The organism is Empedobacter sp. UBA6305 (genome assembly GCF_002440405.1).
In the GTDB taxonomy this organism is placed as follows: Bacteria; Bacteroidota; Bacteroidia; order Flavobacteriales; family Weeksellaceae; genus Empedobacter; species Empedobacter falsenii_B.
This window is the reverse complement of sequence record NZ_DJTP01000033.1, coordinates 1-25,266: the sequence shown is the minus strand read 5'-3', so window position 1 is coordinate 25,266 and position 25,266 is coordinate 1. Positions and strand designations below refer to the sequence as shown.

The following is a 25,266-nucleotide window of genomic DNA, read 5'->3' as shown; positions in this document are numbered from 1 at the left end:
CTAATTTTGGGGAAGCTTACAAAGATACTATTGTAATAAAAAACGTTCTTGATCAAAAAGAAAAAGAAAAGATAATTTCCTTAATTAGAGATAAAAATATTTTTAGATTAAACTCTATTTATCAAACAGGTCATGAAATAATTGTTACACTACCTAATCTAAGAAAAAATATTATTATTAGTGATAAAACTATGAATAGACATTTTGTTCTAACTTCTGCCTTTGAAGAAAATAATTATTTATCAAATAAAAAAGATTATAATGAATTAATCAATTTTATTAATGAACTAAATAGCATTTTATACAAAAATGATAAAATCAAACATCTTAAAAAACAGATTTAGAATTTATGTAACAAAAAAATCCGAGAAAATCTCGGACTTTTTACTTTATATCAAAACTTAATTAAGCTTCTTTATTGTCTTGAGGTTTATCCTCTTTTTTATCTGCTGGTTTAGCAGGTTTTTCTGTTCTTTCTGGTTTTGACAATAAAGCTTTACGAGATAATTTCATTTTCTTTTTATCATCGTAACCTAAGAATTTAACATCAATTTTATCACCGATGTTTACAGAATCCTCAACTTTTTCAAGACGTCTGTGCTCTAATTCAGAAATATGAACTAAACCTTCAACACCTTTAGCAATCTCTACAAACGCTCCAAATGGTTTGATAGATTTTACAACTGAATGATATGTTTCTCCAACTTCTGGAACGAAAGCAATTTGTTTGATTCTTTCTACAACACGATCGATGTTTTCTTGAATCACACCATTGATTTCTACACGTCCTGTTGTATCTAACTCAGTAATTGCGATAACTGTTTCAGTTTCTTTTTGCAGTTCTTGAATTACTTTTCCTCCAGGTCCGATTACTGCTCCAATGAATTCTTTAGGAATTTCGATTACAACAACTTTTGGTGCATTTGGTTTCAATTGTGGACGAGGTGCTGGTAAAGTTTCTAACAATTTACCCAAAATGTGCTCACGACCTTCTTTTGCTTGTAACAAAGCTGTTTCCATGATTTCCATAGATAAACCTTGTACTTTAATATCCATTTGACAAGCTGTGATACCGTCTGCAGTTCCTGTTACTTTAAAGTCCATATCTCCTAAGTGATCTTCGTCTCCTAAGATATCAGATAATACAGTGAATTTTCCAGATTTAGTATCTGTGATTAATCCCATTGCAATACCTGAAACTGGTTTTTTGATTGGTAAACCTGAATCCATTAATGCTAATGTACCTGCACAAACCGTTGCCATAGAAGAAGAACCGTTAGATTCTAAAACTTCAGATACAATACGAACTGTGTAAGGACAATCGTCTGGTAAAACTTGTGCTAAAGCTCTTTGAGCTAAGTTTCCGTGACCAATTTCACGACGAGAAGTTCCTCTTAAAGGACGAGCTTCTCCTGTAGAGAATGGTGGGAAGTTATAGTGTAAAAAGAATTTTTCGTCGAAGTTTGTTACAACACCATCAACCATATTAGCGTCTTTAGAAGAACCTAAAGTTACTGTAGCTAATGCTTGAGTTTCTCCACGTGTGAAAATTGCAGAGCCGTGAGTTGATGGTAAATAATCAACTTCTGTCCAAATTGGACGAATCGTTTTTGGATCACGACCATCTAAACGAATTCCTTCATTTAAAATTAATTGACGTACAGCTTCTTTTTGTACATCGTGGAAATAGATATGTGCAAAAGGTGCTATACGAGCTAATTCCTCTTCATCTTCAGCGTATTGTGCTAAGAATTCTTCTTCTACTGCTGCAAATTTCTCACCTCTTTCGTGTTTGTCAGAAGGAGTTTTTGCAATATCGTAGTATTTATCGTATGCATAAGCCCACACTTTTTCGCGAATTTCTTCGTCGTGTGTCTCGTGATTGTACTCACGTTTTGGGAAAGATTTTCCAACTTTTTCAGCTAAACGTTCTTGCGCTTCAATTTGCTTCTTAATTTCAGCATGTGCAAACTGAATTGCATCTAACATTTCACGCTCAGAAATTTCGCTCATCTCCCCTTCTACCATTACAACAGAATCTTTAGAAGCACCAACCATAATGTCGATATCAGCTTGATCTAATTGTTCTTTTGAAGGATTAATCATTAACTCACCATTCAAACGAATCACGCGAGCTTCTGAAATTAATGTGAAAGGAATATTTGTAATTGCAATGGCTGCTGATGCAGCTAAACCAGCTAAAGCTTCTGGCATTACATTTTTGTCGTAAGAAATAAGTGAGATCATTACCTGAACCTCAGCATGGAAGTCTTCTGGAAACATTGGGCGTAAAACACGGTCTACAAGACGCATTGTTAATACTTCATCATCTGATGGTTTTGCTTCTCTTCTGAAGAAATTTCCTGGGATGCGTCCTGCAGCGTAAAATTTCTCTCTATAATCTACTGTTAAAGGTAAAAAATCTACACCTGGATTTGCTTCTTTGTTTGCTACAACTGTAGCTAATAACATGGTGTCGCCCATGCGTACAACCACAGATCCGTCAGCTTGTTTTGCTAATTTCCCTGTTTCGATTGTAATTTCTCTTCCGTCTGAAAGAGTAATTTTTTCTGTGATCGCCTGTGGAATCATTCGTCTTCTTAGTATTTAATTCGTCTAAAGTTAAAGCCGTTTGCTTTAACTGCATTATATAAAGATAAATATCTTATTTTAATTTATAACAAAAAAAAAGGCAATTTCTACGTAATTGCCCTTTTATATTGTGTTTAAAATTACTTACGTAATCCTAATTCAGCGATAATCGCACGGTATCTTGTGATATCTTTTTTCTTTAAGTAGTTTAATAACGCTTTACGCTTACCAACTAACATAACTAATGATCTTTCTGTATTAAAATCTTTGTGATTTTTTTTCAAGTGACCAGTTAAGTGGTTAATTCTGTAAGTGAATAATGCGATTTGCCCTTCTGCAGATCCTGTATCTGTTGCAGATTTACCATGCTTTGCGAATAATTCGCTTTTTACTTCTGATGTTAAGTACATGCCAATATTATTTAATAATTATTATGTAATGAGGTGCAAATGTACAACTATTATATGAAATAATAAACTTTGTACAAAAATAAAAGTGACCGATTGGTTAATTCGGTCACTTTTTAAAAATTTGGTTTAGTTTGATTTAGATAGATAATAGAAAGTGATGTTTTAATTTTCTACTAAATCAGATAGGTTTGTTAGTTGTAAAAGACTTGCTTTCACGATTTTTGGTTGGTAGGTTAAAAGTCGGCTTAGTTTTTTAATAAGTAATTAATAGGTTGGTTAATAATTATTAAAAATAGGTTTGGGTAGGTAAGATTAATCTTCTATAATTCGTATTTTTTTATTCGTGATAACTTTTATCGGATACACAATTTTTTCATTTTCTGTTTGTATTGTCATACATATATTATTAATTGCAATTATCACGCCTTTTGTCTCATCTTCTATGATTACTTTTTGTCCAATTTCAAAATTCCTATTTGTGTAAAACGACAATAATAATCTATAAATAATATCTTTAGAACCTAATCCAAATGCAATTGCCAATGTCAAAAATATTGATCCTAAAATTAATGACAGATTATTTGTAATTAGCTCTGTATTAACACCTGCTTGATTTAATGAAGTAATTATCGTAAAAATAAGGATGATATAAAAAATGATATTACTAATAATATTTGCTCCGTTTAAATCAATTGATTTAATTAAACTTCTTAAAAAAGTTTTGATATAGTTAGCCAAATAAAATCCTCCAGCAAATATTAACACTGCACTAAAAAATTGTGGCAGATAATCTACAATTCTTCCTATTTGGTTAGAAACGACTGTTAATCCAAAAATATCAGATCCTATAATAATGATTAACAAAATAATAAACAATCGTACAAATTGTAAAATAATCTTAGAAGGATCTATTTCAATAGAGGAGTTTTTCAACGCTTCACTGTTGTTTAAAGCATTTTTTAATTTATCTATCTTAGATAATTTTAATATGTACTTAGTCAATATTAGAATCAATCTTAGCAAGATATATGACAGGATAATGAATATAATACCTCCTACAACTTTAGGAAAAACGAGTACCATTTCTTGATATAAACTTTCTAACAAGCTAAAATTTAAACCTATATTCATATAATCTATTTATAGTTAACCTTCTTTATCTTTTTTGTTCGGTTTGTTAGTTGATTTTTTTCCGATTCCGAAGAAATTTCCAATTGTGCTTGGATATTTTACTGAAACCAAATCGGCTACCTCCAACGATAATTTTATTAAAGCAACATCATCCATAACTTTTTGTTTTATTGTTTCTGGAAGCTTTTCATTGGCTAGTATAGTCTTAAAAGGATTTTCCATTTTACAAAGCGTTATAAATTTTTAGTAAACGATTTTTTGCTCTATTCAATCTCATCTTAGTTGCACTTTCACCAATCTCTAAAGTTTCTGAAATTTCTTTGATTGAAAATTCATCTTGATATTTCATGAGTAATATAGATTTCTCTTCGACATCCAACTCCTTTAGGGACTGCGTTAGTTTTTCGATTTTTAATTCAAAAATTTCTTTGTCATCAATAATTTCATCATTATAGTTATCAACCAAATCATCCGTTACCGAATAATTTTTTCTTTCTTCTTTTATCTTTCGTTGCACATGATTGACACAAAAATTATATGTAAAAGAATATAACCAAGTAGAGAATTTAGATTTTGATTGATATGTTTTCAGTTTTACAAACAACTTTACAAATATATCGTGCGTCATATCTTGTGCCTCAGCTTGATCCTCTACAAAACTCAAACATTTATTATATACCGTATGTGCATACCTATCATACAATATACCGAACAAATGCTGATTTTTTGTTTCGACAATCTTATACACCAAAATGTCATCTGCAATATTTTCTATAGAATCTTTTGACATTTTAACTGCTTACATTTAATATGACACACCTATTCTTATTTGGTCACTCATTTTTTTAGCTTTTTTTATCAAAAAAAATTAAATAATTTTAATTTAATCGAATATCTATTTAAAATACAATAATATACAAAAAAAAACCGACAAATAAAAATTTATCGGTTTTTTATGAATAATAATTAATTACGAATTATTTCTCCAAAACATCTAAGACATCTTGAAAACCTCCTCCATTAAAAATTTCGTCTACACCTTGCGCTTGCAAATATTGTGCAGCTTGACCTGAACGGTTACCGCTTCTACAAAAAACTACTATAGGTCTTGACATTGCTTTAAATTCCTCTACTCTTGTAGGAACTTCTCCTAATGGAATATTGATTGCATTTGGAACAAATCCATCTGTATCCAATTCAAAAGGCTCACGAACATCCACTAATGTTACATTAGCATTGTTTATTGCTTCAACTGTTGTCATTTTAATAATTCTATTTCTATTTTTTATCCAATCAATAATTTTGCCAAGCATCTTACCAAATTCTAATACGGTCTTTTGGTGCTTTGTACAATTTATCTCCTGGTTTTGTTTTAAACGCATCGTGGAACGCATCAATATTAACGATTGGTCCAAAAGAACGGTAATATCCAGGAGAATGTGGATCTGTTTTCACTTGATTTACTAAAGCTTCGTCAGTCGCTTTTGTTCTCCAAATAGTTGCCCAAGATAAGAAGAAACGTTGTTGCGGAGTATATCCATCTATGTTTCCGTAAGTTCCTTTATCTTTTAAATACATTTGCAAAGCATCAAAAGCAACAGAAGCTCCTCCTAAATCTCCAATATTTTCTCCAGATGTAAAAATTCCATTTACATGTGTTCCTGCTACTGGTTCGTAAGCATCATATTGTCTTGCTAAAGCACCTGTTGCTGCTTTAAATTTTTCTTCATCTTGAGGTGTCCACCAGTTCACTAAATTTCCATCTCCGTCAAATTTAGCTCCCGAATCATCAAATCCATGAGAAATTTCGTGACCAATAACTGCTCCAATTCCTCCAAAGTTTACAGCTGCATCTGCTCTATAATCATAGAATGGTGCTTGTAAAATTGCTGCTGGGAATACAATTTCGTTATTTGTTGGATTAAAATAAGCATTAACTGTTTGTGGAGACATTCCCCAACGTGTTTTATCTACTGGTTTTCCAAAATCTTTCAAATTATCTTGGAATCTCCATTGACTGTAAGCTAAATTATTTTCAATTAAAGATCCTCCATTTTTAATTGATTTAACTTTAAATCCTGAATAATCTTTCCATTTATCAGGGTAACCAATTTTAACCGTAAATTTATTTAACTTTTCAATTGCTTTTACTTTTGTATCCTTTGACATCCACTCTAAATTATTGATGTGCATATCAAACGATTTAAATAAATAACTAATCAATTCTTGCGCTTTTGCTTTTGCCTCTGGTGGAAAATTATCTTTCACATAAATTTGTCCTAATAACTCACCAACTGTTCCATTTACATAAGCCAAACCTCTTTTATCTAAAGCTCTTTGTTCTTTTTGACCAGATAATTTTTTACCATAGAAGTCAAAATTAATTTTTTCTAATTCAGTTGTAGAAGAATTAGAAAAAGAATCAATCAATTTGAATTTCAAATAATCTTTGATGATTGGTAAATTCTCTTGATTTATGATTTTATCTAAATTTTTGTAATAATCTAATTCACGGATGATTACTTTGTCAGGATTAATTCCGAAAGACTTTACAAACTTCACTACATCAACATTCTTAGAAAAAGCTCCTGCTTCCGATAATGTTACTAAATTATAAGATTTATTTGGATCACGGCTTTCTTCAACAGTTTTGATATATTTTGCCATCATTTTCTCGAAAGCAACAATTTTTGGTCCTTTTAAATCACGAGTTTTAGATCCTGTAAAAGGAAAAACTTGATCGATATATTGATTTAAGTTAGCTAAAGTTTCAGTATTTTTGGCATCCTCTTTTTGGTAATATGTTTTACCTAAAGTTAATCCAACACTTCCTAAATAAACAGCATTTTGCGTACTATTTTTCATATCAGTATAAACAGAAACACCATAAAATGGATTCTCTCCAATTGGAGTAACTTCTGTTAAATACGCTTGTAAATCTGTCAAATTTTTGATTGCATCAATTTGCTTAAAATATTTCTGAATTGGAGCAATTCCTGTTTTATTTCTAGCTTCCATGTTTGTGTAAGCTGAGTATAAGTCAGAAATTTTTTGTTCATTAGAATCTTGAGCATATTTATTATTCAATAAATCTTTTACCAATTTCAAAGAAACCTTATCTGTATTCTCTCTCAATTCATCGAAACTTCCCCATCTTGCTCTATCAGATGGAATTTCTGTAATTTTCATCCAATTACCATTTACATAATTATATAAATCATCTTGTGGACGAACAGACTTATCCATATAATTTGGATTAAAAGCCTGATATGATTCTTGCGCAATTGCTAAAACAGAAGTACATGCAAATGCAGCAACAAATAGTTGTTTTTTCATATTTCTACTAAGTATTTTTGATATGATATGTCGAAATTAATACGACCTTTGTTACAAATTTACTAAATAAAGTATTAATTATTCGTGCAATTTTTGACACTTTTGAAGAGGAAGATTAACATTTTTAAAACTTTCAAACCAAAACTCTTTATCATTTAAGATATTTTATATTGTAAAAAGCTTATTAAAACAGAAAATTTTTCTATATATATCATTCCATATTTATATATTTAACAAAAAACAATCGATTTCTTTATTAATATCTAAATATTATTTTACTATATCCATATTCAATAGAAAATCTTTAAATTTGGAACCAAACAAAAGTAACTTTTTAAGATGGAAACCAATACGATTTTGATCACCGGCGCTTTAGGACAAATTGGTTCTGAATTGGCTGAGAAATTAAAAACCATTCATGGAAAAAATAATGTAATTATTTCTGATATACGTGATCCTAAAGATGTTGATTACGACGGAATTTACGAAGTAATTGACGTAATGGATGCTGATCGAATAAAAGAAGTCATTGCAAAACACAATATTAAAACTGTTTATCATTTAGCGGCTCTACTTTCTGGTACAGCTGAAAAAAATCCAATGTTTGGTTGGAAATTAAACATGGACACTTTGCTTACTTTCCTTGAATTAGCGAAAGATAAAGTAATCGATAAAATCTTTTGGCCTTCTTCTATTGGTGTTTTTGGTCCAGATACACCAAAAGACAATACACCACAAAATACAATTCAAACTCCTTCTACAGTTTATGGCATTTCCAAATTGTCAGGAGAATATTGGTGCAAATGGTACCAACAAAATCATAATGTAGACGTTCGTTCTGTTCGCTTTCCTGGTCTTATTTCTTGGAAAACTCCTGCTGGAGGTGGAACTACAGATTATGCAGTTGATATTTATTACAAAGCAATTGAAGATGGAAAATATACTTCTTTCTTGAAAGAAGGAACTTATTTACCAATGTTGTATATGGATGATGCAATAAATGCCATTATTGAATTAATGTCTGCTGATCCAAAACAATTAGGTGAATTTAAATCTTATAATTTAGGAGGTTTAAGCTTCGCACCAGAACATTTAGCAGCAGAAATCAAAAAACATATTCCAAATTTCACAATCGATTATGCACCAGATTTCCGTCAAGCTATTGCAGATTCTTGGCCGTCTTCTATCGATGATTCTGTTGCAAAAGCAGATTGGGGATTTGAACCAAAATTTGATATCGATAAAATGACAACTACAATGTTAGACAATTTGAAAATAAAATTAGGTAAAGCTTAATTTTTTCTTACAATACAATATTTTAGGAATGCTCTTTGATAATTTTTGGTTAAAAAACCACAAAATATGTCAGGAGCATTTTCTAATTTAAAAAATATCGTCCATCTACTAAAATCTGTTAATTTAGAGCAATTAAATAAAATTTCTCAAAAAGTAGATTTACCTCTTTTAATGGAAAACTTTTCTAAACTTGATGATAAACAACTTCAAGGAATGATGAAAATGTTAAATCCAAATAAAAAACACAAAGAACTTCCTCCAATTGATGGTGATTTCTACGATGTTTTTCACACTTTAACTCCAGAACAGCGTGAATTACAATTAAAAGTAAGAGCTTTTATGGAAAAAGAAGTTAAACCAATTGTTAATGATTATTGGCTTCGCGATCAATTTCCTTTTGAATTAATTCCAAAATTTAAAGAACTCAACATTTGTGGCGTCACTTATGATGGTTATGGTTGTCCAAATTTACCTTTTATTATGGAAGGCGTTTTGGCTATGGAAATGGCTCGTGTAGATGCTTCGATTGCAACTTTTTTTGGCGTACAATCTGGTTTGTCTATGGGATCAATTTATATGTGTGGATCGGAAGAACAAAAAGCAAAATGGTTACCACAAATGCAAAAATTTGATAAAGTTGGAGCTTTTGGATTAACTGAACCCGAAGTTGGTTCTGGTGCGGCAGGAGGTTTAACAACAACGTGTAAAAAAACAGAAGAAGGTTGGATTTTAAACGGTCAAAAGAAATGGATTGGAAATGCGACTTTTGCAGATTTAGTGATTATTTGGGCAAGGGATTTAGATGATGGTGAAGTAAAAGGTTTTATTGTCGAGAATAATAATCCTGGCTTTTCTGTAGAAAAAATTAAAGGAAAAATGGCTTTACGAATTGTTCAGAATGGCTTGATTACTCTGAAAGATTGTTTAATTACAGAAGAAAATCGTTTACAAAATGCTAATTCATTTAAAGACACGGCAAAAGTATTGCGAATGACGAGAGCTGGAGTTGCTTGGATGGCAACTGGATGCGCTCGTGGAGCATATGAAAGCGCTTTGGATTACACTCGAAATCGAAAACAATTTGGAAAACCAATTGCTTCTTTTCAAATGATACAAGGACATTTGGTAGAAATGTTATCTAATTTAACAGCAATGCAAACTTTAGTTTTTCGCTTATCTGAAATGCAAGACGAGGGAATTTTACTAGACGAACACGCATCTTTAGCTAAAGTTTTTTGTACAATGAGAACACGCGATGTCGTTTCACGAGCACGAGAAGTAATGGGCGGAAATGGAATATTATTAGAGCATGACGTCGCTCGTTTTGTTGCCGACTCCGAAGCCATTTACAGCTACGAAGGCACAAAAGAAATCAATTCGCTTATTGTAGGTCGATCTATCACAGGATTTAGCGCGTTTGTATAAATAAAATTTAAAAATCCCAATAAATTAATTTATTGGGATTTTTTATCTACTTTTTGTTCTCCAAAAAAGTTTCAAAAGCTTTTTCGAATTCTTCTAATGTGATTAAATGTGTCATTTCAGCATCAAAAATCTGTTCGATATTTCCGTTTTGTTTTTGAAGATTTTCTACAAATTCAATCTGAAATTTTGGTTCGATCACATCATCTTTTAATCCTGTAAAAATTAAATTTGATTTTGTTGGAACTCCTTTTAATAATTGTTCTGGCAAAAAAGGTTTTAAACGTTCTACCGCTATTACAGCAGGATTAAACATCAAAACTGGAACATTTAACAATAATCCCAAATAATAACTTATCATTCCGCCTAAACTTGTCCCTGCAATAAATTCGATTGGTTCCTTTGTAAAATGTTCAATCAAATCTTGAATCAAAGTTGGAGCATTATCGTAATCAATTGATGGTGCATAACATTCTCCCAAAGAATCTAAATATTCTCTCTTTTCATCTGTTACAAAACCTTGGTAGCCGTGTAAGTATGCAAATTTCATTTGTTTAAAATTTTAATAATTTGATACTGAAAACTTTCAGTAGTTAATGTAAAAATACTAAAAAACCCTTTCAGAAAATTTCAGAAAGGGTTAAAGTTATATAAAAAAATCTTTTTAGTTTACTGATTCAGTTTCCTCTACAGATTCTTCTTTTTGAGTATTTGGTAATTCTCCTTTGAACAAGAACGAAATAATTTCTTTGTTCACTGTGTCTAACATTCTTTGGAAGATATGGAAAGACTCTTGTTTGTAAACAACCAATGGATCTTTTTGTTCGTAAACCGCATTTTGAGACGTTTTACGTAAGTCATCAACATCACGTAAATGCTCTTTCCAGTTATCATCAATCAAACTTAATACAACTGATTTTTCGAAATCTTTTATTAAAGTTTTACCTTGAGATTCGTATGCTTCTTTCAAATCACAAACAACTGTCATTTGACGAATTCCGTCTGTAAATGGTACTTGAATACGAGAGAACATATGTCCTTGATTCTCGAAAACATTCGAAATTACTGGGAAAGCTGTTTCTGCAACATATTTCATACGTGCTTTGTAATCTTCAATTGCTGCGTCGTACGTAATATTTGTTAAATCTTTGATTGATTTAGATCTAAATTCATCTTCAGTAACAGGAGTTCCCATTGTAAAGAATTTAATTAAATCTAATTCATATTGATCAAAATCTTCGAAATCTTTGTTAGATTTTACAACAGAAGCCGCAACATCATAAATCATATTTGCAATATCAACTTCCAAACGATCTCCGAACAATGCATTGTGACGACGTTTGTAAATTACTTCACGTTGTTTATTCATTACATCATCATACTCTAACAAACGTTTACGAATACCGAAGTTATTTTCTTCTACTTTTTTCTGTGCACGCTCGATAGATTTTGTAATCATAGAATGTTCAATCACATCACCATCTTTGTGTCCCATACGGTCCATTAATTTTGCAATTCTTTCTGAACCGAATAAACGCATTAATGAATCTTCTAATGAAACGAAGAATTGAGATGATCCTGGATCTCCTTGACGACCAGCACGACCACGTAACTGACGGTCTACACGACGAGAATCGTGACGTTCAGTACCAATAATTGCTAAACCTCCAGATTCTTTTACTTCTTTCGTTAATTTAATATCGGTACCACGACCAGCCATATTCGTTGCAATTGTTACAGCTCCTGGTTTACCAGCTTCTGTTACAATATCAGCCTCGCTTTTGTGTAATTTTGCATTTAAAACATTGTGATTAATTCCACGTAATTTTAATGCTTTTGATAATAACTCAGAAATCTCAACATTAGTTGTTCCAACTAAAACTGGACGTTTGTCATCTTGAGATAAACGAACAATTTCCTCGATTACTGCTTTATATTTTTCACGATTTGTTTTGAAAACAATATCGTTTTTATCGTTACGTAAAATTGGGCGGTTTGTTGGAATAGAAACAACATCTAATTTGTAAATTTCCCAGAACTCACCTGCCTCAGTTTCCGCTGTACCAGTCATACCTCCTAACTTATTGTACATACGGAAATAGTTTTGTAATGTAATTGTCGCAAACGTTTGTGTAGCTGCTTCAATTTTTACATTCTCTTTCGCTTCAATTGCTTGGTGCAATCCATCCGAATAACGACGACCATCCATAATACGACCTGTCGATTCGTCAACGATTTTTACTTCACCTTCAACCACAACATACTCGATATCTTTTTCGAATAATGTATATGCTTTTAACAATTGGCTTAAAGTATGGATACGCTCAGATTTGATTGAGAAATCACGGAAAAATTCTTCTTTCATTTGAAGAATTTCTTCTTTAGTTTTTCCTGAATTTTCAATTGCTCCAATATTTGTCGAAACATCTGGTAAAATGAAGAAATTCTCATCTTCCATTCCTTTAGACAAATACTCGATTCCTTTATCTGTTAAATCTGATTGATTTTGTTTTTCATCAATAACAAAGTATAAATGCTCGTCAACTTTTGGCATTTCACGGTTATTATCCTGAATAAAATGCGCTTCTGTTTTTTGTAATTGAGCACGAATACCATCTTGAGATAAGAATTTGATTAATGGTTTGTATTTTGGTAAACCACGGTAAACTTGGTATAATTTGAAACCACCTTCTTTTAAATCTCCTTGTTTGAATAATGTTTTTGCTTCGTTTAATGTTTTTCCTAACATCTCACGTTGCATTTGATATAAACGATCAATTTTTGGTCTTAATACATCAAATTCGTGACGATCTCCTTGTGGAACTGGACCAGAAATAATCAATGGTGTACGAGCATCATCAATTAAAACTGAATCGACCTCATCGACAATCGCAAAATTTAATTCACGTTGTACCAAAGCATCTGGTGTATTTGCCATATTGTCACGTAAATAGTCGAAACCAAATTCGTTATTTGTTCCATAAACAATATCAGATGCATACGCATCGCGACGACCTGGAGAGTTTGGTTGGTGATTATCGATACAATCTACTGATAAACCATGAAAAGAGAAAATTGGACGCATCCACGCCATATCACGTTTTGCCAAGTAATCATTCACCGTTACTAAGTGAACTCCACGACCAGTTAGTGCATTTAAGTAAATAGGTAAAGTTGCAACCAACGTTTTACCTTCCCCTGTTTGCATCTCCGCAATACGACCTAAGTGTAAAGCGGTACCTCCAATAAACTGAACATCGTAATGAGACATATCCCATGTTACTTGACGACCTGCTGCATCCCAAGAGTTTTTCCAGATTGCAGTATTATCATCTTTAAGAGAAACGAAATCGTGTCCACGATTTACCAAAACTTTATCAAACTCAGAAGCTGTAACTTCTAACGTTTCGTTTTCAGTAAAACGTTTCCCTGTTTCGCGCATTACAGCAAAAGCTTCTGGTAAGATTTCTAATAAAATCTTCTCTTCTACTTCGTATGCTTCTTTATTGATTTTATCAATTTTAGCGTATAAATCTTCTTTTACACCAAAATCTTCTGTTTCCTCAACTTGTTTTTTTAACTCTTCAATTTGAGTTTTGAAATCTTTAGTCGCATCAGCTAATTTAGCTTTAAACTCTAAAGTTTGCCCTCTTAATTCATCAATTGATAATGAACTAAGCTTTTGACCAGCTTCATTCGCTAAGTCAACATATTTTCGTAATTCTTTTACATCTTTGGCATTCTTATCACCTAAGAAACCTTGTAAAATTTTGTTTAAAATATTCATATTTTTCTGCGTTCTTCGTCAAAATTAGCCACAATATATTTGAGACTAATTAAGATGCAAATATACGTTAACTATGTTAGTTATAGATTATAGAATCGAAAAAAGCCCCAATTTGGGCTTTTTTATTTTTAATATTCGTCCTCGTTCCAAAGGAAATCGTCGTCCGTTGGATAGTCAGCCCAAATTTCTTCAATGCTTTCGTAAGAATCTCCTTCATCCTCAATAGATTGTAAGTTTTCTACAACTTCCAAAGGTGCACCAGTACGAATTGCGTAATCAATTAATTCATCTTTTGTTGCTGGCCAAGGTGCATCACTTAAATAAGATGCTAATTCTAAAGTCCAATACATAGCTTATATTTTTTATTATTAGTAGAGACAATTAAACTCTAATTTATTTTCTAAAATTTGATTTTTTGCAAATCAAATAATCTGCCAAAGTCAAACTGTCAGTATTTATGTTAAAATTAAATTTTTTCGTTCTCTATATTTATTTAATTTTATGCCTAAATATAACGAAAATGGACACGAATATAACAAAATTATTTGCAATAAAATATCCAATTATTCAAGGTGGTATGATTTGGAATAGTGGTTGGCGATTAGCGTCAGCTGTAAGTAATGCTGGAGGACTAGGTTTAATAGGTGCTGGAAGCATGTATCCTGATGTTTTACGCGAGCATATAAAGAAGTGTAAAGCTGCTACAAATCATTCTTTTGGCGTTAATGTTCCAATGCTTTATCCGAATATTGAAGAAATTATGCAAATTATTGTGGAGGAAGGTGTAAAAGTTGTTTTTACTTCTGCCGGAAATCCAAAAACGTGGACAGAAACTTTAAAAAAAGAAGGAATAACTGTTGCACATGTTGTCAGTAGTGCCAAATTTGCATTAAAATCTCAAGATGCAGGAGTGGATGCTGTCGTGGCAGAAGGTTTTGAAGCTGGCGGACATAATGGCAGAGAAGAAACCACTACACTTTGTCTTATTCCGAATGTGAAACGTCAAATCGATATTCCATTAATTGCTGCTGGAGGAATTGGAACAGGTTCTCAAATTTTAGCAGCATTTGCATTAGGTGCAGATGGAGTACAAATTGGTTCTCGTTTTGCTGCAACTCAGGAATCTTCTGCTAATCAAGCTTTCAAAGATGTGATTGTAAATGCGCAAGAAGGTGACACGCAACTTACATTGAAAGAATTGGCTCCTGTTCGATTGATTAAAAATGAGTTTTATAATCAAGTTCAAGAAAAATATCAACAAGGCACAACCGCAGAAGATTTGAAAGAACTTTTGGGTAGAGGACGTTCTAAGAAAGGAATGTTTGAAGGCGATTTGGTAAATGGAGAATTAGAAATTGGTCAAGTTTCGTCATTAATCGATTCTATTCCGACAGTTGCAGAAGTTTTCGACGATTTATTAGTAGATTATCAAGTTGCAAAAGATAAATTAATTCGATTATAATCATCGTTCAGTTTTAAACACTATAAAAAAGCTGTCAAAAATTTTTGACAGCTTTTCGTTTTATAATCTTCCTTGTTCTTTTAATTTCCAATAACGCATTAGTCCATTAACAGACATCCAGCATGGATTGGCATATTCATACACCTGAATTTGATCTTCTGTTAAACCTAAGTCTTTATAGTTTTTTGTGACATAATCGACAAAAACAGGGACAATTTCTTCGGTCGGAATTTTATCATCATACATCGGTTTGATATAATTTGACCAATCATCTAAAGCTTTTTCTAATTGATCAAAATGATTTTCTAAATCTTCGTGATAACCATAATGCGTCGGATAAATTCCTTTTGCATTAATTTTTCTCAATTTAGCAATCGATTCTTTCCACAATTCAATATTAATATCTGGCGGCGGACAAGGAGGCGAAACAGGTCCATTTTCTATCTTCACCCCCGCTACATCACCTGTAAAAATAACATCGTCCAACACATAAGCATTGTGATGAACAGCATGTCCAGGCGTATAAACAGTCTGAAAAACAGCATCACCAAACTCCACACTTTGTCCATCTGCCAAACCAACCAAATATTCTTCGTCAATTGGTTTCATTTCTCCCCACAAACGATCCATATCGTCACCATAAATCATTTTTGCAGATTCCCACAATTTCTCAGGATTTTTCAGATGCGGTAAACCAATCGGATTTAAAAAAATTGTTGCGCCATGTTCTGTAAATTTCCATGCAGCACCAGCGTGATCAAAATGAATATGTGTAATTAATATGTTTTCAATATCGATTACCCGCCAACCTAAAGCTTCTATTCCTGTTTTCAGATTTTCGAAAGTGGAGTATGGGCCCGGATCGACTAAAACCGGTCCCTGTTCTGTTTCGATTAAATAAGTTGCGATAGCTTCCTTTTCATTTTGAAAATTCAGGTCTATTGTATGTATTTTTGGCATGCTATAATATTTCTTCTATGGTATATTTTATTCCATTAAATTCTATTTTATCGCCGGCTCGTTTTCCAACCAACGCTTCAAAAATAGGTGCTTGTGTACTAATTCCTACAAACTTTTTATTTTCCCATTCGAAATCTTTGAAAGATAAACCAATGACAAAATTAACTTTGTCAGTCAAAACAACATTTCCTTCCGTTATTTCATCAATCAACTCAGGGCGAAGTACTCTGAAGTTATTTAAATCTTCTGTTGCTTGATTAATTCTTATTTGTAAATTTCTGGCGGAATCTGTCGACTGACTTTGTTGTGCAAAATCATCAAGCTCTAAACTCGATTCTTCATCTAAATCAGCACTTTCAGTATAAATTCGCTCCGATTCTTTTAAGGCGTTTATTTCATCTTGTTTAAGTTGAATAAGATGCTGAATGACATCTTTTCTGATATGTTTTTTATTCATTTTTGTAGTTTTAAGTTTAGATAAACTTACAAAAAATAAAAAACTCCTGAACTATTCATTCAAGAGTTTTTTACTACTATATTTAATTATCCTGATGTTATTGAGCGAAGCTATAGCGTGCACCTCCCGGACTGAAAATAGATAACATTCTACTTTTTTGTCCTTCAGAGAACATATATAATCCTCTATCGTCACTATAATCCATATAATTCATGGTCATTTCGACAGGAGATCCTGAACATGTACTATAATGAGGGTATGCAGGGACACCATAGTTTGGTGCATTATGATAAGGCGTATCGTTCACATAATCTGTTAGACATCCACCACCATCTCCCCAAATGTGACGTAAATTCATCCAGTGCCCAACTTCATGAGTAGCTGTTCTCCCTAAATTGAACGGGTAAGTTGCTGTTCCTGTATTTCCAAAATATCTTGAATCAATTACCACTCCGTCTGTTGCAGAACTACCCCCGGGAAATTGTGCATAACCCAGAATACCACTTCCGATTGTACAAACCCATAAATTAAGTTTTGTTGTAGGGGAAGTTGGCAGAATTCCTGTACTTTTCTTCATGGCATCATTTGTTCCCCAAGAAGTTTTTGTTGTTTGTTTTCTGTTCACCGTTTCTAATTCAAATTTAATCCCAACATTTGCTTTTACATTTGAAAACAAAGCGGGTACCTGTGAAAAATCAGCATTCTGTGCATTGAAATCTTTATTTAAAACATCAATTTGAGATTGAATCTGAGCTAAAGAAATATTTTCAGCGGCCGTTTTATACAAAACATTTACAACAACAGGGATAACAATAGTTCCATTGACTAGTTTTCCTTGCATTTTTTCAAAGTTTTGGGCATGGGCTTCAATATCTGCCATTTTTGAGGCCAGATTAGGATTTTCTGATAGCTGTAATTTTAAAACTTCATCAGAAGCGCACGTTCGACTTGCAACTTTTTGATTAGCAGATTCTGCTTGAGGATCCATTTCGTTTTTAGTGTCATCACTACAAGCTGTGAATACAGCAAGTGTAGCTAATGTAAAGATAAGTTTGTTCATATTATTGTTATTTAATTAGTGTTATTTAATTAGTGTCTACTAAAAATACAATAATATTTATTAAAAACATGAATAAAATCATATTTTAACAATAGAAACAATTACAGGTACATAATAGTTTGCAAGAATGGAAGTTAAATTGAAAAAATATCACATCTGATTTTATGGAAGAATTTCATTGATTTCATCCTCCAGTTCATATTTGGTCATGGCTTGATCATGAAAAACAACTTTTTCTCCTTTATTGTAAATAATTGTAACAGGAATATTTCCACCCCACTTGGAATCGAAAGAAGGAATCCATTCATTCATCCGCTTGGTGTCATCCAGTAAAACAACTTCTGTATTGATGTGATAATCTGTTATAAATTTCTTTACTTTATCCAATACTTTTGGTCGATCCAAAGATACCAACAGCATTTTGAAATTGGGATTGTCTTTGTATTTTTCATTAATTTCCATAAATGCAGGAATTTCTTCAACGCAAGGAGCACACCATGTTGCCCAAAAATTAACGACAACAACTTGATCTTTATAAGTTGTGATTTTTTCGTGTAAAGCTTCATATTTTACAGTTTCCACAGATTGTGCATTTACAGTAGAAAAAGCCAAAATTCCCATTAAACCAAGGAAAGAAAATAGTTTCATATTTACTTTTTAAAAATATTTGTTCAAATGTAATAGAACAAGAATCAATCCAAGCTATTTTTCTCGAAATTTTGTTGAATAGAATATTAAACCGATTTTTGTAAAAAAATAATCAATTTGTTTTCAAAAGAAGATGCTTATCGCATAAAAAAGGATTTTTGGATTTCGTATGGAACGTATATGAAATTGCAGATGAATGCCGAAGGAACGCGTATTAATTGGATAAATTACAAAACGGATATAAAAGGTGTTTATTTTAGAACGGATGTCGAACGCAAGTTTGCAGAGGTTTCGATTGAAATTTCGCATCCAGATCCGTCAGTTCAACTGATGATCTATGAACAGTTTGAGGAATATGAAAATGTTTTGGAAAATTATCTTGGCGAAAAATGGATTTGGACAAAAGAAGATTATGACGAAGACGGAAAAATGATTTCGACAATAAAAATACGTTTAGAAAACATTAGTATTTTTAGAGAAACCGATTGGCCGCAAATTATTCCGTTCCTAAAAGATCGAATGATTAATTTGGATGAATTTTGGTGCGATCACAAAGATAGTTTTGAGATTTTTAAAGAATTATAAAGCAAAAGAAGCTCAATATTGAGCTTCTTTTTTATTTCATTTTAAGCAATTTCGCACGTAAAATTCTCGATTTCTAACAATTCATTCGTTTCTTCCAAAACTTCGTTTCGTTGTTCTTGAGACAAATTTAATGAATCTAAAAACTTATTATTTTGTTTTAAATCTTTCACCAAAATACATTCTTTTGACAAAAGAACTTTTTCTTGCTCTGGCGTCAAAGTCGTTAAACATGTAATTGGATACAAAGCCGCATTATCAACCAAATATTTGATACTATTTGTTTCTGGATAATCCCAAGAAATTAATCCAATTCCATAATAATTTGCAAAATCTATACTATCAGTTGTCAAATAAGCATTTGTTACCAAGAAACCTTTTGTTGGTTTCATATCTCGTCCAAAAAAATGATACGTATGACCTTCTACATCTTTCATTCGTGATAAAAAATACATCGGTGTTGTCACCGAAATTTTGGCATCTTCGTCATTTCTAAATTTACATTCGCAAAAAAGTAACTGATCACCTTTAGAAGCCACCACATCTATTTCGTGCGTTACCGCATTTCCTTGTACAATTTCTGAATGCAAAGATTGATATCCTGCCGCTTGCATCACTTTTCCAATCCACTTTTCGAAATAGTATCCTTCTGGTCCCAAATCTCGCAAAGCTCTTTTCAAGCTATAACGCGCCGCATACGAATTTCTATAATTTTTGAGATGGGCAAAAGCAATTTTATACAATTCTCTTGTCGGAATACCCTCGTAAAGATCTTTCGAAACTAATTCGAAAACTTCTTCAACTTCCTCTTTTTTTGCGCCAGATTTCGTTAATGAACGTTTTAAAGCTTTTGGATTATATGGAATTAACTCACCTGAGTTTTTCTTTACTAACATATTTTAAGGTTGAATTTTATTCTTAACGAATTTAAATAATTCTGATTAAAAATCCTTAAAAGTTTAAATTCTAAATAAAGGTTATCTTTGCAAAGCTTTAAAATCAACATATGAAATTAGAAACATTTTTACAAGAAAGAAGTGGCAACCAATGTGAGTTGACAGGATTTACAGAGGATTTAGCTATTTATGAAGTGAATCCTGATGCAAGTAGTAATCCTGATCGAAATGTTTACATTACACAAAAATGTATCAACCAAATTGAAAAGAAAGAGGAATTAGATGCTTCTTTTTGGGAATCATTTTTACTTTCTTCTATGTGGAGCGAAGTTCCTGCCGTACAAGTGCTTTCTTGGCGAATGCTAAATCGCTTTAGAAACGAATCTTGGGCTGCTGATGCTTTAGACATGATGTATTTAGATGACGAAAATATGGAGTGGGCAAAAGCTTCTGGCGATCACGAAGGTGACGGAAGTGTGGATTTGCACAAAGATAGCAATGGAAATATTTTGGTGAATGGAGATACGGTGACATTGATTAAAGATTTGGATGTAAAAGGTTCTTCTATCAATGCAAAAATTGGAACTGCTGTTCGAAACATTCGTTTAGTTCATGATAATACCGAACAAATTGAAGGAAAAGTTGACGGACAATTAATCGTTATTTTAACGAAATTCGTGAAAAAACAAGCATAAAAAAATCCACTCAGTTGAGTGGATTTTTTGTTTTTATCTAAAATTTACTTTTCTATTTCTTTCAAGTTTTCCATTTTCTTTGTTGCAAGAAAACCTTTGATATCTTCGAAATGTTCTTTGACACGTTTATTTCCAAATTCGAAAACTTTCTCTGCCAATCCATCTAGGAAATCACGATCGTGAGAAACTAAAATTACTGTTCCTTCAAATTCTTTCAACGCATCTTTGATAATATCCTTTGTTTTCATATCCAAGTGATTTGTTGGCTCATCTAAAATCAAGACATTATAAGGTTCTAACAACAATTTTACCATTGCCAAACGTGTTTTTTCTCCTCCAGAAAGCACTTTTACTTTCTTATCGATATCATCACCTTTGAACATGAATGCACCCAAAATATTTTTAATTTGTGTTCTGATATCACCTTCTGCAATGCGATCTACAGTTTCGAAAATAGTTAAATCTTCATCTAATAAAGCAGCTTGATTTTGAGCAAAATATCCGATTTGTGCATTATGACCAATTTCTAATTTTCCTTCAAAATCAATTTCATTCATAATCGCTTTAATCATTGTTGATTTTCCTTCACCATTTTTCCCAACCAACGCCACTTTTTGTCCTCGTTCGATGACCATATTTGCATCCTTAAACACAATATGATCACCATACGATTTATCTAAATTTTCGACTACAACAGGATATTGCCCAGAACGTGCAGCCGCAGGGAATTTCAATTTCAAAGCTGAAGTATCAACCTCATCAACCTCGATAATATCTAACTTTTCTAACATACGAACGCGTGATTGTACTTGTTCTGTTTTAGAGAAAGTTCCGCGAAAACGTTCGATAAATAATTTATTTTCGGCTATGAATTTTTGTTGCTCATCATAAGCTTTTTGCTGATGAATTCTACGATCTTGACGCAACACTAAATAGTCAGAATATTTGGCTTTGTAATCATAAATTCGTCCCATTGTAACTTCAATAGTGCGATTTGTAATATTATCGACAAACGTGCGGTCGTGCGAAATCACCATAACAGCTTTGGCTTGATTTTTCAAGAAATCCTCTAACCATTGAATTGATTCGATATCCAAGTGGTTTGTAGGCTCATCTAATAAAATCAAATCAGGTTTACGCAAAAGAATTTTAGCCAATTCGATTCGCATACGCCAACCTCCCGAAAACTCAGAAGTTGATCGATCCAAATCTTCTTGCGCAAATCCCATTCCTTTCAAAACCTTTTCCACTTCGGCTTCGTAATTTACTTCTTCTATCGAATAAAATTTTTCACTGACTTCCGAAACGCGTTCGATTAGCTTCATATAATCATCACTTTCGTAATCAGTTCGTACAGTTAATTGCTCATTTAATTCATCAATTTCATTCTTCATTGATAAATATTCAGCAAAAGCTTTTGACGTTTCTTCGCGAACAGAACAATTATCTTCGGTTAACAAATGTTGCGGCAAATATGCAATTACCGCATCTTTTGGTGCTGAAATATTTCCCAAAGAAGGTTTATTGATTCCTGCAACAATCTTAAGTAAAGTAGATTTTCCTGCACCATTTTTACCCATTAAGGCAATTTTGTCATTTTCATTTATCACAAAACTAACTCCACTAAACAACGTTGAAGAACCGAATTGAACGGCAATATCATTAACTGTAATCATAAATTTTATCGAATAATTGCGGCAAAGATAATCTTTTTCAACCGAGATCAAATCAATAAAAAAGCTTGAGATTATCTCGAGCTTTTATATATTGTAAAGAATTTCTTAAACCGTTAAATCTTCGCCAATTTCTAATAAAATCAATTGAATATGACGCGAAAAGAAAATAGATTTCGCTTCTGCTTTATCAATTTTAATTGGTGGAAAAGTATCATAATGATAACCCAAAACCTTAGTTGCTTGCACATATTCTGCCGCAATAGAAGCACTTTTTGCCCCCATCGTAAAATTATCTCCGATTGGTAAAATTGCTAAATCAAGTTGTCCAATTGTATCCGGAATCAACTTCATTTCGTATGTCAAAGCTGTATCACCAGCGATGTAAACTCGCTTTCCTTCACTTTCGATAATGTAACCATTTGGATCTCCTCCATATGTTCCATCAGCAAATGAACTCGAATGAAATGCAATTGTAGATTGAATCGAACCAAAATCAAAACTAAATTTACCACCTGTATTCATTCCGTGTGCTTTTAAACCTCTTTCCGAATAATAAGAAGCAATTTCTGCATTCGAAATAATCAAAGCTCCTGTACGTTTTGCCAATTCTTCCACATCATACACATGATCTTGATGCGCATGCGTAATAACAATATAATCCGCTTTTAAACTTTCGAAATCGATATTCTTTGCTAATTCATTTGGTGTAATAAATGGATCAACAATAATGTGTTTACCGTTTGCTTCAATCGCAAGCGAGGCATGTCCTAAATATTGAATTTTCATTATATATTTTTTTGTGATTAACGAATTAAAGTATCAATAAAATCGAAACCGATTAAACTATATCCTAATAATACAGCGAAAAATAAAGCTAACATTGCTACTTGTTTCAAGAATGGATCGAAATCTTTAGGATCTTTTACTGCAAAAATTTGACGACGAATGGCGTTCGCAAAAAAGATTAAAATTAAAAATACAAAACCAGATAATTTACCTTGTTTAAGTGGTGACATCGTTACATATAATGCGCTTAATGCGAACGGAATCGTCATTAAAGCCATTTGGTAATATTTACTTTTTTGAAAACCTAATTTTGATGCAACAGTAATTTTATTGTTTTTGACATCATTTTTCACATCTCGCATATTGTTCAAATTTAGCACTGCTACACTCCAACATCCCATCGAAGCTGCAGGTAATAAAATTTGCCATTGAAAAACTTTAGAATATAAAAATTCTCCACCAGCAACAGCTAAAATCCCAAAGAATAAGAACACAAAAACATCACCTAAACCAATATATCCGTATGGTTTTTTTCCCATTGTATAAGCCATTGCTGCAAAAATAGACGCAACTCCCAGTCCAAGAAAAATGTAAATATATTTCATATCATTTGGATAAAAAGATACATACAACAATGCTGAAACGCAAGCTAAAGAAATTGCAACCATAATTCCAATAGCTATTTTCATTTGGTTTTGAGTTATCAATCCAGATGCTACAGCACGCTGCTCTCCTACTCTATTTGCGTCCGTTCCTTTTACCGCATCGCCATAATCATTCGCGAAATTTGATAAAATTTGGAAAGCCAAAGTTGTTAAAAGAGATAAGAAAAATATATCATTTCGAAAAATTCCTTCTGATTTTGCAATAAATCCAGCCAATAATAATCCACTCAAAGAAAGTGGTAATGTGCGAAGCCTTGCGGCTAATATCCATTTTTTCATACTGAACAAAGATAATGAAGATTTTACTTTTTTTATCATCTAAAATTGAAGTAATATTGCATAGAATTTATCTATTTCAACTACTAAAATGCCTCGTAAAAAGAAAACACAACAATCTATTTTTAGTACATTAAAAAAAATCAAACTTTCGACTTATGTGATTAGTTTACTGATTTTGTGCGTTGTTTATTTTACATATCGTTATCGTCATGGTATTCATTACTATTTTTCGGTTGTAGAAAAATCGTTGAAAGGCGAAAAATTGGTTGATGGTAAAGTCACAAAATTTGATATCCGAAATATTGAGGTGATGGATAAATATTATCTCAAAACTTTTGGTGTTGATGTTTCGCATTATCAAGGAAAAATTGATTGGACGAAAATGCATACGATTTACAATTTATATCCGATAAATTTTGCTTTTATCCGTTCTACAATGGGAACTTCGTCTATTGATGAGACTTTTGAGGATAATTGGGAAGGTGCAAAAGAAAATAATATTTTGCGTGGTGCTTATCATTTTTATCGTCCAGATGAAAACTCTACTTTACAAGCACAAAATTTTATTGCAAAAGTAAAATTAGAAAATGGTGATTTGCCTCCAGTTTTGGATATTGAAACCTTACCGAAAACACAATCCATGGATCGTTTAGTCGAAGGAATCAAGAATTGGTGCAAAATTGTTGAAGAGCATTACGATATCAAACCGATTATTTATACATCAGATAAATATTTTGAAGATTATTTACAAGATCATTTTGATGGTTATATTATTTGGATTGCCAATTACAATTTTTGGGTCCAAGAAATGAAAGGGCATTGGGATTTTTGGCAATTTACCGAAAAAGCAACCATAGATGGTGTAAAACGTTATAAAGTTGATGTGAATATCTACAACGGGACCATTGATGATTTAGAAGGTTTGACGCTTTAGAAAATTAATGAATCAATTTTACAGCTCCTTTTTCATCATAAATCAATGTATCTTTTCTTATCATTAAAATAGTATTTTCTTCAATTATAGGGTAAAAATAACAATACTCGCAATCTTCATCAGGTATCATTATACTGTCTGAGTATGATTTATTTTTATTAATTTCTACCTGTTGTGCATTTTGATTAATAA

The 25,266-nt window shown here is 32.1% G+C and carries 26 protein-coding genes; 7 read left to right on the top strand and 19 right to left on the bottom strand.

The features are described from left to right. On the top strand, positions 1-344 hold a 344-nt coding region (locus tag B3M86_RS08395), incomplete at its 5' end, for a hypothetical protein (protein WP_291075739.1). Positions 345-405: 61 nt separating this feature from the next. On the opposite strand, the gene B3M86_RS08390 is transcribed toward B3M86_RS08395, so the two are convergent. The 7 genes from B3M86_RS08390 to B3M86_RS08360 form a co-directional block, all read right to left on the bottom strand. Beyond that, on the bottom strand, positions 406-2,592 hold the full coding sequence (locus tag B3M86_RS08390; RefSeq protein ID WP_291075737.1) for a polyribonucleotide nucleotidyltransferase: 2,187 nt from the start codon (positions 2,590-2,592) through the stop codon (positions 406-408). Between the two features lie 140 nt (positions 2,593-2,732). Next, the gene (rpsO, locus tag B3M86_RS08385) at positions 2,733-3,002 is read right to left on the bottom strand and encodes a 30S ribosomal protein S15 (protein ID WP_038333654.1); all 270 of its coding nucleotides are present in this window, start codon (positions 3,000-3,002) and stop codon (positions 2,733-2,735) included. 312 nt (positions 3,003-3,314) lie between these two features. Next, the gene (locus B3M86_RS08380) at positions 3,315-4,133 is read right to left on the bottom strand and encodes a mechanosensitive ion channel family protein (protein WP_280050084.1); all 819 of its coding nucleotides are present in this window, start codon (positions 4,131-4,133) and stop codon (positions 3,315-3,317) included. A gap of 15 nt (positions 4,134-4,148) precedes the next feature. Beyond that, positions 4,149-4,355, bottom strand: coding sequence for a hypothetical protein (locus B3M86_RS08375; RefSeq protein ID WP_038333652.1), 207 nt, complete (start codon positions 4,353-4,355; stop codon positions 4,149-4,151). A gap of 1 nt (position 4,356) precedes the next feature. After that, entirely contained in the window at positions 4,357-4,923 is a 567-nt protein-coding gene (locus B3M86_RS08370) for an RNA polymerase sigma factor (RefSeq protein ID WP_038333651.1), read from the bottom strand. A gap of 187 nt (positions 4,924-5,110) precedes the next feature. Then, positions 5,111-5,446: a rhodanese-like domain-containing protein gene (locus tag B3M86_RS08365; protein WP_236688192.1), complete on the bottom strand. Its 336-nt coding sequence runs from the start codon at positions 5,444-5,446 to the stop codon at positions 5,111-5,113. A gap of 1 nt (position 5,447) precedes the next feature. Beyond that, entirely contained in the window at positions 5,448-7,469 is a 2,022-nt protein-coding gene (locus B3M86_RS08360; protein WP_286496203.1) for a M13 family metallopeptidase, read from the bottom strand. A 339-nt stretch (positions 7,470-7,808) separates the two neighbouring features. On the opposite strand from B3M86_RS08360, the gene B3M86_RS08355 reads away from it, so the two are divergent. Next, positions 7,809-8,765 carry an NAD-dependent epimerase/dehydratase family protein gene (locus B3M86_RS08355; protein ID WP_219035143.1) on the top strand — a complete coding sequence of 319 codons (957 nt, stop codon included), beginning with the start codon at positions 7,809-7,811 and terminating at the stop codon, positions 8,763-8,765. Positions 8,766-8,831: 66 nt separating this feature from the next. Next, positions 8,832-10,190, top strand: coding sequence for an acyl-CoA dehydrogenase family protein (locus B3M86_RS08350; RefSeq protein ID WP_219035144.1), 1,359 nt, complete (start codon positions 8,832-8,834; stop codon positions 10,188-10,190). A 46-nt stretch (positions 10,191-10,236) separates the two neighbouring features. Here B3M86_RS08350 and B3M86_RS08345 read toward each other — a convergent pair whose 3' ends face one another. From B3M86_RS08345 to B3M86_RS08335, 3 genes are all read right to left on the bottom strand, one after another. Then, entirely contained in the window at positions 10,237-10,737 is a 501-nt protein-coding gene (locus B3M86_RS08345; RefSeq protein WP_280037347.1) for a YqiA/YcfP family alpha/beta fold hydrolase, read from the bottom strand. A 114-nt stretch (positions 10,738-10,851) separates the two neighbouring features. Then, positions 10,852-13,974, bottom strand: coding sequence for a preprotein translocase subunit SecA (secA, locus tag B3M86_RS08340; RefSeq protein WP_125350181.1), 3,123 nt, complete (start codon positions 13,972-13,974; stop codon positions 10,852-10,854). A gap of 128 nt (positions 13,975-14,102) precedes the next feature. Continuing rightward, a complete protein-coding gene (locus B3M86_RS08335) occupies positions 14,103-14,324 on the bottom strand; it encodes a DUF2795 domain-containing protein (RefSeq protein WP_019976296.1) in 222 nt (73 codons plus the stop codon). Between the two features lie 170 nt (positions 14,325-14,494). On the opposite strand from B3M86_RS08335, the gene B3M86_RS08330 reads away from it, so the two are divergent. Beyond that, the gene (locus B3M86_RS08330; protein ID WP_219035146.1) at positions 14,495-15,436 is read left to right on the top strand and encodes an NAD(P)H-dependent flavin oxidoreductase; all 942 of its coding nucleotides are present in this window, start codon (positions 14,495-14,497) and stop codon (positions 15,434-15,436) included. Between the two features lie 60 nt (positions 15,437-15,496). Here B3M86_RS08330 and B3M86_RS08325 read toward each other — a convergent pair whose 3' ends face one another. The 4 genes from B3M86_RS08325 to B3M86_RS08310 all read right to left on the bottom strand — a co-directional run bounded on the left by B3M86_RS08325 (position 15,497) and on the right by B3M86_RS08310 (position 18,561). Beyond that, complete coding sequence (locus B3M86_RS08325) at positions 15,497-16,396, bottom strand: MBL fold metallo-hydrolase (RefSeq protein WP_219035147.1); 900 nt, start codon at positions 16,394-16,396, stop codon at positions 15,497-15,499. Between the two features lies 1 nt (position 16,397). Next, on the bottom strand, positions 16,398-16,853 hold the full coding sequence (locus B3M86_RS08320) for a GreA/GreB family elongation factor (RefSeq protein ID WP_219035148.1): 456 nt from the start codon (positions 16,851-16,853) through the stop codon (positions 16,398-16,400). Between the two features lie 97 nt (positions 16,854-16,950). After that, positions 16,951-17,913, bottom strand: coding sequence for a zinc metalloprotease (locus B3M86_RS08315; RefSeq protein ID WP_219035149.1), 963 nt, complete (start codon positions 17,911-17,913; stop codon positions 16,951-16,953). A gap of 162 nt (positions 17,914-18,075) precedes the next feature. Continuing rightward, entirely contained in the window at positions 18,076-18,561 is a 486-nt protein-coding gene (locus tag B3M86_RS08310; protein WP_280037360.1) for a TlpA family protein disulfide reductase, read from the bottom strand. A gap of 117 nt (positions 18,562-18,678) precedes the next feature. On the opposite strand from B3M86_RS08310, the gene B3M86_RS08305 reads away from it, so the two are divergent. Further along, on the top strand, positions 18,679-19,146 hold the full coding sequence (locus B3M86_RS08305; protein WP_125350185.1) for a DUF4268 domain-containing protein: 468 nt from the start codon (positions 18,679-18,681) through the stop codon (positions 19,144-19,146). 41 nt (positions 19,147-19,187) lie between these two features. Here the strand turns inward: B3M86_RS08305 and B3M86_RS08300 are convergent, their stop codons facing one another. Continuing rightward, positions 19,188-20,039, bottom strand: a complete 852-nt coding sequence (locus B3M86_RS08300; RefSeq protein ID WP_125350186.1) for an ATP cone domain-containing protein — start codon at positions 20,037-20,039, stop codon at positions 19,188-19,190. Positions 20,040-20,149: 110 nt separating this feature from the next. Between B3M86_RS08300 and B3M86_RS08295 the strand changes: the two genes are divergently transcribed. Then, the gene (locus B3M86_RS08295) at positions 20,150-20,734 is read left to right on the top strand and encodes a PhnA domain-containing protein (RefSeq protein ID WP_291047092.1); all 585 of its coding nucleotides are present in this window, start codon (positions 20,150-20,152) and stop codon (positions 20,732-20,734) included. A gap of 44 nt (positions 20,735-20,778) precedes the next feature. Here the strand turns inward: B3M86_RS08295 and B3M86_RS08290 are convergent, their stop codons facing one another. The 3 genes from B3M86_RS08290 to menA form a co-directional block, all read right to left on the bottom strand. Beyond that, positions 20,779-22,410, bottom strand: coding sequence for an ABC-F family ATP-binding cassette domain-containing protein (locus tag B3M86_RS08290; RefSeq protein WP_291047093.1), 1,632 nt, complete (start codon positions 22,408-22,410; stop codon positions 20,779-20,781). Between the two features lie 105 nt (positions 22,411-22,515). Next, the gene (locus B3M86_RS08285) at positions 22,516-23,196 is read right to left on the bottom strand and encodes a metal-dependent hydrolase (protein WP_038332212.1); all 681 of its coding nucleotides are present in this window, start codon (positions 23,194-23,196) and stop codon (positions 22,516-22,518) included. Positions 23,197-23,213: 17 nt separating this feature from the next. After that, positions 23,214-24,140: a 1,4-dihydroxy-2-naphthoate octaprenyltransferase gene (gene menA, locus B3M86_RS08280; RefSeq protein WP_114999711.1), complete on the bottom strand. Its 927-nt coding sequence runs from the start codon at positions 24,138-24,140 to the stop codon at positions 23,214-23,216. 88 nt (positions 24,141-24,228) lie between these two features. Here menA and B3M86_RS08275 point away from each other — a divergent pair, with 88 nt between their 5' ends. After that, the gene (locus B3M86_RS08275) at positions 24,229-25,074 is read left to right on the top strand and encodes a glycoside hydrolase family 25 protein (RefSeq protein ID WP_114999709.1); all 846 of its coding nucleotides are present in this window, start codon (positions 24,229-24,231) and stop codon (positions 25,072-25,074) included. Between the two features lie 4 nt (positions 25,075-25,078). Here B3M86_RS08275 and B3M86_RS08270 read toward each other — a convergent pair. Then, positions 25,079-25,266 (bottom strand): hypothetical protein (locus B3M86_RS08270; RefSeq protein ID WP_291059565.1); only part of this gene is annotated, 188 nt, incomplete at its 5' end.